The organism is Prosthecobacter sp., from assembly GCF_029946185.1.
Lineage (GTDB): Bacteria > Verrucomicrobiota > Verrucomicrobiia > Verrucomicrobiales > Verrucomicrobiaceae > Prosthecobacter.
Map to the genome: position 1 here is coordinate 24,767 of NZ_JAQSEA010000167.1, position 8,583 is coordinate 33,349.

At 57.4% G+C, this 8,583-nt stretch carries 8 protein-coding genes; 4 read left to right on the forward strand and 4 right to left on the reverse strand.

What is annotated here, in order from left to right; all coding sequences use genetic code 11:
- Positions 1-55 precede the first annotated feature (55 nt).
- Positions 56-1,078: a cytochrome-c peroxidase gene (locus PSV43_RS14750; protein ID WP_300198706.1), complete on the reverse strand. Its 1,023-nt coding sequence runs from the start codon at positions 1,076-1,078 to the stop codon at positions 56-58.
- A 153-nt stretch (positions 1,079-1,231) separates the two neighbouring features.
- Here PSV43_RS14750 and PSV43_RS14755 point away from each other — a divergent pair, with 153 nt between their 5' ends.
- From PSV43_RS14755 to PSV43_RS14770, 4 genes are read left to right on the forward strand one after another with little or no spacing between them, the layout of a single operon-like run.
- Positions 1,232-2,593, forward strand: a complete 1,362-nt coding sequence (locus PSV43_RS14755; RefSeq protein ID WP_300198709.1) for a right-handed parallel beta-helix repeat-containing protein — start codon at positions 1,232-1,234, stop codon at positions 2,591-2,593.
- Positions 2,594-2,608: 15 nt separating this feature from the next.
- On the forward strand, positions 2,609-4,330 hold the full coding sequence (locus PSV43_RS14760; protein WP_300198711.1) for a hypothetical protein: 1,722 nt from the start codon (positions 2,609-2,611) through the stop codon (positions 4,328-4,330).
- Positions 4,331-4,364: 34 nt separating this feature from the next.
- Positions 4,365-5,051: a hypothetical protein gene (locus PSV43_RS14765; protein WP_300198713.1), complete on the forward strand. Its 687-nt coding sequence runs from the start codon at positions 4,365-4,367 to the stop codon at positions 5,049-5,051.
- Positions 5,052-5,078: 27 nt separating this feature from the next.
- The gene (locus PSV43_RS14770) at positions 5,079-5,459 is read left to right on the forward strand and encodes a hypothetical protein (protein WP_300198716.1); all 381 of its coding nucleotides are present in this window, start codon (positions 5,079-5,081) and stop codon (positions 5,457-5,459) included.
- Positions 5,460-5,993: 534 nt separating this feature from the next.
- On the opposite strand, the gene sucD is transcribed toward PSV43_RS14770, so the two are convergent.
- From sucD to PSV43_RS14785, 3 genes are all read right to left on the reverse strand, one after another.
- Positions 5,994-6,902, reverse strand: coding sequence for a succinate--CoA ligase subunit alpha (sucD, locus tag PSV43_RS14775; protein ID WP_300198718.1), 909 nt, complete (start codon positions 6,900-6,902; stop codon positions 5,994-5,996).
- Positions 6,903-6,995: 93 nt separating this feature from the next.
- Positions 6,996-7,364 (reverse strand): diacylglycerol kinase family protein, encoded by a 369-nt coding sequence (locus PSV43_RS14780; RefSeq protein ID WP_300198721.1) that lies wholly within the window; start codon positions 7,362-7,364, stop codon positions 6,996-6,998.
- Positions 7,365-7,378: 14 nt separating this feature from the next.
- A complete protein-coding gene (locus PSV43_RS14785) occupies positions 7,379-8,467 on the reverse strand; it encodes a hypothetical protein (RefSeq protein WP_300198724.1) in 1,089 nt (362 codons plus the stop codon).
- Positions 8,468-8,583 lie beyond the last annotated feature (116 nt).

The following is an 8,583-nucleotide window of genomic DNA, read 5'->3' on the forward strand; positions in this document are numbered from 1 at the left end:
CAAATCAGCCGGGCAATTGCGCCCGGCTGATGAAAAGAATGCAAGTCCTGCCCCATTACGCCTTGGGCGTGTCGGCAGTGCTTTCAGGCAGCTTGGGAGCTTTGATGTAATCGGTGGGAAGATCCCCTTTCAAGGAGTTGAGAAAGATGACAATGGAAGCCACCTCTTCGTCGCTGAGCGTCTTGCCAAGCTGGTACTCAGCCATCCTTTTGACCATGTCCTCAAGGGTTTTGACAGAACCGTCGTGGAGATAAGGTCCGGTCTCAGTGATGTTGCGCAGGCTCGGCACTTTGAAGAAAAACTTCTCGCTGTCACTCTTGGTGAAATCCGAACGCCCGTTGTCCGTCAGCTCCGGCCAGGCTTTCAAGAGACCGAGTTTCTGATACATCATGCCGCCGACACCCACGCCGTTGTGGCAGGTGACACAGCCGGTTTTGACGAAGATGGAAAAACCCTTTTTCTCCTCGGCGCTGAGGGCTGCCTTGTCGCCTTTGAGATAGACGTCCCACTTGGAAGGAGTGAGAAGTTTGCGCTCAAACGCCCCCACGGCCTTGCCAAAGTTGTTGTAGTTCACGGGATCGGTCTCGCCAGGAAAGGCTGCCCTGAAAGACTCCACATAATCAGGCATGCTTTTGAGCACCTTGATGACGAATTCTTCACTGGGTGCCCCCATTTCGACCGGGTTGAGCACGGGGCCTTTGGCCTGCTCTTCCACACTCGGCGCACGGCCATCCCAGAACTGCGCAACATGCAGGGCTGCATTGTAAACGCTGGGCGAGCTGCGACCGCCGAGCTTGCCTTCATGTCCAGGTGAGAACGGCAGGTTGTCAGTGCCGTATTTAGCGAGCATGTGGCAGGAGTTGCAGGACATCTTCCCGCCCTTGGAAATGCGGTTTTCAAAATAGAGCAGACGGCCGAGATTGATCTTCGCTTCCGTCAGTTCGTTCGTGGGAGAGGCGACCTCGGAAGGCAAGGGAGCGAACATCGGCAGGAAGGCTTCAGTCAGATCTGCCTGCGCAAAAGCAGAGACGGTGCTCAAGCCGACAAAAAGAGCAAGTATGCGTGCGGTAGGGTACATGAGAGTGTTATAGATGGGAAACAGCGAGTCGATACGTGGCGTGGAAGGCGCAGGTTTCAAGCGATTGCAAAGAGACAGGGACTGAGACGTTTTCTCAACACCACCAACAGCTTCAAATTGACGAAAACCCTGACACGCCGCTAGGCTAAACAAATGCTCTCAAAATCTTTTTTCCTGCTACTGACTGCAGCAAACATGGCGCTGGCGCAATCACCTGTGGGCGATGGCAAGGCGGATGACACGGCGGCGATTCAGCACATGTTCGACACTCAGGGCAGTGTACGCCTGCCCAAGGGGATGTATCTCATCACGAAGACCCTCAAGATCGATCTGGCGAAAACCGGTTACGCAGCGCTGAGCGGTGACGGCACCGTGCGGCTCGTCATGGCGGGATCAGGACCTGCCCTGCATTTCATCGGCACGCATGAAGGCTCGGCAGCACCGGAAACGTTCAAGCCGGCAGTCTGGGAAAACCAGCGCACGCCCATGGTGGAAGGCATCGAAATCGTGGGTGGGCATGCAGAGGCGGATGGCATCGAGGCCACGGGCACCATGCAGATCACCCTCAGCCGCGTCGTCATTCGTGAATGCCGCCACGCCGTGCATTTGTCCACGCGCAACCGCAACGTGCTCATCTCCGCCTGCCACTTCTACCACAACACCGGCATCGGCGTCTTCTATGACAATGTAAATCTGCACCAGTCCAACATCGTCGGCAGTCACATCAGCTACAACGGCGGTGGCGGTGTCGTTTCCGTCGGTGGCAACGTGCGCAATCTGCACATCGGGACCTGCGACATCGAGGGCAATCATGCCAAGGACGGCCCGCCCAGTGCCAACGTCATGCTCGACTCACGCGGCGGCTCCATCGGAGAGGTGACCATCACAGGCTGCACCCTGCAGCACACTCACAAGTCGCCCGATTCAGCCAACATTCGCATCATTGGCTCCGGCACGGATCCATCCCTGCTGCGCCGCGCCGGGCGCGAGCACACCCGCGAAGGCAATGTGACCATCACCGCCAATGTGTTCAGCGATGTGCAGGTGAATGTGGAGATCCAGCACTCACGTGGCGTGACCATCACAGGCAACACCTTCTGGGAAGGCTTTCAGCATGACCTCGTCGTGACAGACAGCAGCAACATCGTCGTCACCGGGAACAACTTTGACCGCAATCCGCGCTACCTCGTGAATGGCAACGACAATGCAGAGAAAAATGGCATCGTCTTTCTGCGCTGCGATGACAGCATGTTGAACAACAATGTGATCAGCGGCGTGTGGAAGCAGCGCGCGGCGGTGGACATCGAGACCTGCAACCGGCTGCAGATCTGCCATAACAGCGTGCTGGATTCCGATGGCACGGGACTCCGTCTGGAGCAGGTGACCCACAGCATGGTCACTGGAAACATCATCCGCGATGACCGCGAGGAAGAAAAGCGTAGCAAGGAGCTTTCGATCAGCATTGTGGGCGGCAAGGACAACGTGATTGAGCAGAATGTGCTCGGCAACAAATAACATGGACACCGAGGGATGACCACCGCATCCGCCACATGGCTGCTGGCCCGCACGCACGGGCGCATGCTGAGGCACAAGCTGCGCTTTGGTATGCGCGAAAACAAGCTGCTCAGCCTGACAGTCGGCGCATTCCTTGGGCTGTACAGCCTTGCGGCTTACCTGCTGGTGGGACGCGGGCTGGAGTTCATCATGAACCTGCCCCTCATCGGCCCGCTGCTCACGGAGCGGCTGGTGTTTCTGCTGTTCTTTTTCTTCTTTGTGATGCTGGTGATCTCCAATGCCACGATCACCGGCATGAGCCTCTTCCGGCGCAAGGACATGGAGTGGCAGATCGCGCTGCCACTGCCATCATGCAGCCTCGTGTTATGGAAGACTCTTGAGGGCATGCTGCTGGCAAGCTGGGGGCTGCTGCTGCTCTGCACGCCCATCCTGCTGGCTCTGGCGCAGGCCTACAAGGCGGATGCTAAATTCATGCTCGCCGTACTACCCGCATTGCTGGCTCTGGTGACGATCGCCGCCAATGTTTCAACCTGGGTGCTGATCGCCCTCGTCCGCTGGTCCAAGCGCTGGATGTGGAAGCCCCTGCTCGCAGTCGTCGTCCTGATGCTGATTCAAACACTGCCCATCTGGCATTCCAGTGTCGAGTCCCTGAACTCAGGTGACCTGAGTGCGAGCTTGAACCAGATCCTGCGGCACACGGAGATCTGCATGCACCCGCTCTTGCCCAGTTCATGGGTGGCGGAAACGATTCAGGCCGCCGGACGCGGCACCGTTGAGCGCACCCTGTTCTTCAATCTCGTGCTCTTCGCCAATGCGCTGATGAGCATCCTGATTACCAACTGGATCGCGGGCACTTTCTATTACGCCGCATGGAACCGTATCATGAGCGCGGCACCAGGAGCCGTCAGCAAGGTCAAAGCCCCCGTGTCACACGCCAAGCCTGGACGCCTGAGCCATTGGCTACGCCGCGTGTTGGCGCTTGACCGTGCCTCGTATGCGCTGCTCGTAAAGGAAGTACGAACGTTTCTGCGCGAACCCGTGCAGTGGGGGCAGTCGGCGATCATCTTTGGCCTGCTGCTGATCTATTCAATGAATCTGCGCAAGCTGGGCTACGATCTGCAAAGTCCGTTTTGGGTCACCGTCGTGAGTCATTTGAACCTGCTGGTCTGCTGCCTCGCACTGTCCACGCTGACGACCCGCTTCATCTACCCGCAGTTCAGCCTGGAGGGGCAGCGGATGTGGATTCTAGGGCTCTCCCCTTTGCCACTGCACCGGGTACTGGCCTTAAAACTTCGCCTCAGCGCCAGCGTGCTGGCACTCGTCATGGTGACACTGGTCGTGGTCTCAGGAATCTCTCTCGGCCTACCAGGGCAGCGAATCCTCTATTTCAGTGCTTCCATTCTCATGCTAAGCTATGGCCTGACCTCACTAGCGCTGTCTCTTGGCGCTCTGGTTCCCAACTTCCGGGAGTCGAATCCCGCACGCATCGTCTCCGGGTTTGGCGGCACGGTCTGTTTGATCGCCAGTTTCGTTTATATTGTGGGCAGTATGGTCTTGCTGCTGATCCCATCATGGCAGAATCTCAGGCAGGATGCCGTGGCCATGGCGGGGAATAATGGTAAACTCGAACTGGCAGCTTTAGTTGGACTCGCGGTACTAACCGTGGCTTTTGGAGGGATTCCCTATTTTTTTGCCAAAAAACAGACGAAAAATCTGGAATACTTAAGGCATCTGTAGTATTTGGATACTGGAAATAATTTCCAGTACTCCCATGATCACCCGCAAAGCACCTGCTCTCGCCACTGCCAACGGCCACAATGAGGATAATTTCCTCGTTTTTGAAGATGCGCCCGAGTTCATGGATGGGCACGCCGTCGCCTCCTCGCTGGAGAATGTCGATTCCAAGGTGAAGGCCGCACAGGAGCAATTGCAGGAACTCCGTCGGCAGCAGGAAGAAATCGAACGTCAAAAGCAGCATCTCGAAGCCCTGCGCATCAAGCAGGAGCGCTTTGTCGCCGGAAAACGCGATCTCGTCGAAAAAATCGGCCGCTCTGCCAGCATGGTCGAGCGTGAACTTTATGACGCGCAGAAGCGAGTCGAAGATCTCGCCGCCATTCACGACGAATTCCGCCGCCATCAGGAAATTTTAAAATCCCTCCAGCCGGAGAAGTGGCACCGCTCTCAGGTGAGTGAAGAGCTCGACGGCGCTCTGGCCGCCATTGATGACGCTGAAGGCGACTACGCCAAAGGCATCCGTCGTCTGCATGCCATGGGCCCTCAGGAAGGCGTTTCCGCCGGAGGTCCTATCAATCTCGACGACGCCAACGCGCCGTTGATGTCTGCCTTCAATTCCCATGCCGATGATCTGAAGGCCTGGCTGCGCCGTGGCTTTGCCTTCACCCTTCCGCTGATGGGCACCGTGATCGTCGCCATCGTTCTGATCCGTCTGATGTTCTAATTTCGCGAACCCTCACCGCTCATCCCTATGGCTCTGTTTTCTGGCAATCGCAAAGTCCGCTCACGCCGCCCAAAGCCTGTTCAGGCATTGAAGGAGGAGGCATCGCCCCAGCGCAAATCCCGCAGCCTGACCAAACGTTCAGATGAACTGAATAGTGAGATTCACCGCTTGGAATGCTTCATCACAGCAGCGCCGCGTATAGAACGCCAGCGCCGTCTGGCAAACGTGAACATGGTGCCCCCCATGGAACTAGCGTCCCCCGCCCCACGTCATCGCCGCGTCCCCATCGCCAAACAGCGTGCACGCCGTGGCGAACGCCTGCGCATGTTCACCGAAGGCATGCTTGTCCTCGGCTCCATCGCCGCCGTTGTTGGATGGCTGAATCAGTGGTTCCATTTTTGGGGCTGAGACGCGCCAAATACGCGCCGTGTTGAAAAGACAGGGCAGCGACTGCTCCAGCACACCTGGCTTACCCGCCAGGAAATGCCCCCCCCTTCTTTAGAACTGCTTCCCGCGATGAATTGAGATCGACACCGCGATCTCAGATCGATTTTGGATACACGCGCGGGCACGCTGATCAGCGAAGAAGTGATGTTATGAAATCACATCCTGTCCTTGAAGTCCTTGCTGTAGTCATATCGCTCACAGCCTCCGCCTGCATCTCCATTGATGATAATGACGACAGGCCCGTCACCACCACCGTGCGTAGAGAGACTGTTGTACCTGAGACTCTAACCAGTCCCTCCGTGACGCAGACTACAGAAACGACAACGACCCGATCACGCTAGTTTCCTGTCCGCTTGCAACTCCAAGCTGCGGTCAGAGTTTTAGCAGGCGATGAACATATTCCGTCCTTCAAAGAGGAATGTGTGACCATTCCCATCTGTGTAAAATAGCCCCGCTGTCTGCAGCGGGGCTTGGCATAGCTCACTCAGCCTTGGCTTAGGCTTTGCCCCAGAGCTTCAGCAGCGTAACTGCCATGTCAGCGGGTGAATCGGAAACAGCGATGCCACACTCGGCAAGGATCTTCTTCTTCGCCGCAGCAGTGTCATCTGCACCACCGATAATGGCACCGGCATGACCCATGCGGCGTCCGGGAGGAGCGGTCGCTCCAGCGATGAAGGCAGCGATCGGCTTCTTGCAGTTGTCCTTGGCCCAGAGACCCGCTTCGACTTCGGCGTTACCACCGATTTCGCCGATCATGATGATGGCTTCTGTCTCTGGATCGTCGTTGAACATTTTGAGCACGTCGAGGTGGTTGGTGCCGTTCACCGGATCCCCCCCAATGCCAACGCAGGTGCTCTGACCATACCCACGCGTCGTGAGCTGCCACACGGCTTCATATGTGAGCGTGCCGGAACGGCTGACGACGCCGACGTTGCCGCGCTTGTGAATGTACCCTGGAGCAATGCCGATACGGCAGCCGCCATGCGATTTGTCGCCGAAGCCGGGAGTCACGAGACCGGGGCAGTTCGGGCCAATGAGGCGTGTCTTGCTGCCTTTCATGGCGGCTTTGACCCGGATCATGTCATTGACTGGAATGCCTTCGGTGATGGCGACGACGAGGTCGAGCCCGGCGTCCACGCCTTCAAGGATGGCGTCGGCAGCAAACGGAGGTGGCACGAAGATCACGCTCACGGTGGCTCCGGTTTCACGGGCGGCTTCAGAGACAGTGTTAAACACCGGTACTTTTTTGCCGCTGTGTTCGAAAATCTGACCGCCTTTGCCCGGCGTCACGCCAGCCACTAGCTGTGTGCCGTAGTCGATGGAAGCCTTCGCGTGACGTGAACCGAAATCTCCGGTGATACCTTGAACAAGAATGCGGGTGTCGGTTTCAACAAGAATGGCCATCGGGTGTGATTCGGTAAAAGTTTGGGGGGGGAGCGTGAACGCGCCGCATCATAGAAGTGTGCTTCGCTGCGTCAAGGCGGCGGCGGAATATTCTCAAAGCAAGCGCCAGAGTTTCGGCAAAAAGACCACCAATCCCACACCCAGTGCCGTCAGAGCGGCCATCAGCACCGCCGCAGCCGCAGTATCCTTCACCCTGCGAATGGGCTCCTCACGCTCCTTGCTCACGCGATCCGCCAGCACTTCGAGCGCTGTGTTCAGCAGTTCCGCCACCCATACCAGCCCCATGGCCAGCAGCACCACACACCACTCCCAGGCCGCCAGTTGCAGCCAGAGGCCAAGCCCGCCCACCAGCACGGTGGCGACGAGATGGACCTGCAGATTGCGCTGTGTTTTCAGCGCCCATGCCACTCCCGCCAGCGCAGGGCCAAAGCTGCGGAGCACCGATGCAAGCCAGCGCGTCATGAGAGGAGGGCCGGCTATTGCACACCGACGGTTTTTTCCGTCGGCTCCTCCGTGGGTTCAGAGACTGATTTAATCAGATCGCGGAACTCCCTAAGCCAATTCATGGCGTCTGGATGACTTGGGTAGGCCTGAATAACCTTCAGCATGTCAGCCAGCGCCACGACCGGAGTGACGTTGTTTTCCACGAGGTAGTTGTTCTTTTCCCACAGCATGCGCGGCCCGGTATCTTTGCTGTATTCAGCGTACTCAGTCTCGCTCATGATGGCTTTGCGCATGGCCACCTCGGCATTGATGCGGGCATCCCACTGCGCTGGCAGTTCCGTCGGTTTCTCCGCCAGGTAGTAGGGGAAAACGATGTTGGAGTAAATACCCCTCACGCCCAGCGGCTGGTATTCCCATTCCTTACGCTTCAGGAAATCTTCCAGCGAGTAAGCCTTGGCAAACTCAGAAGTTGCCACGGACTGCCGCAGGGTGCCCAGAATGTCTCCCGCAGGCGCATTTCCTCCACCGCCGCCACCTCCGCCGCCACCTACGCCGCCGCCTCCGCCCTTGCGTCCACCTTTCGCATCCTTGTCCACCACTGCACCCGAGGCAGAGTGGGAGGTGGCTCCTTGAACGGCGGTAATCGCTTTCGCCAAAAACGCCTGCACAGATGCCACAATCGGAGCCATTTTACTGGGTTCGTCGATCTCCTGCGCCTGAATCGTCAGCACGAGGTACTCAAGCTGCAGGGACAGTGCCCGCTTGAAATCTTCGTCCTTTAGGCGGACCTCATTTCTAGTCCGCCAGTCCATGAAATCTGTCTGCTTCAGGTTTTTACGGTCGAAATGCTCCAGTTTGTAGCATTCCAGATACAGCGCCAGGGCAGCCGCCGGACTGGCCATTCCTTCACGAAACTTCGCCATGGCCACACCAAAGACGGAGCCCCTGCCCTTGCCAATCTGAGCCTCCACCTTCTCCAGCTCTTTGAGAATATGCTCCGTTTGAGCCGGAGTGAGAATCACCTTACTCTCGGGTTTCTCGGGTTCAGCAGCAGGAGTTTGTGCGCTGGCAGGATAGGCCAGCACCACGGCCAGCAGAGGCAGGAGTTGAGTCAATTTCATGGTCGGAAAAATAAACACGGCAAAACGCGGGTGGATGCAGGAAAAATCTTTATCCGCGAAAATCTTTCCACTCAACGTTTCATCCCCACACAAACTTGGACTTGGATGCACAAAGT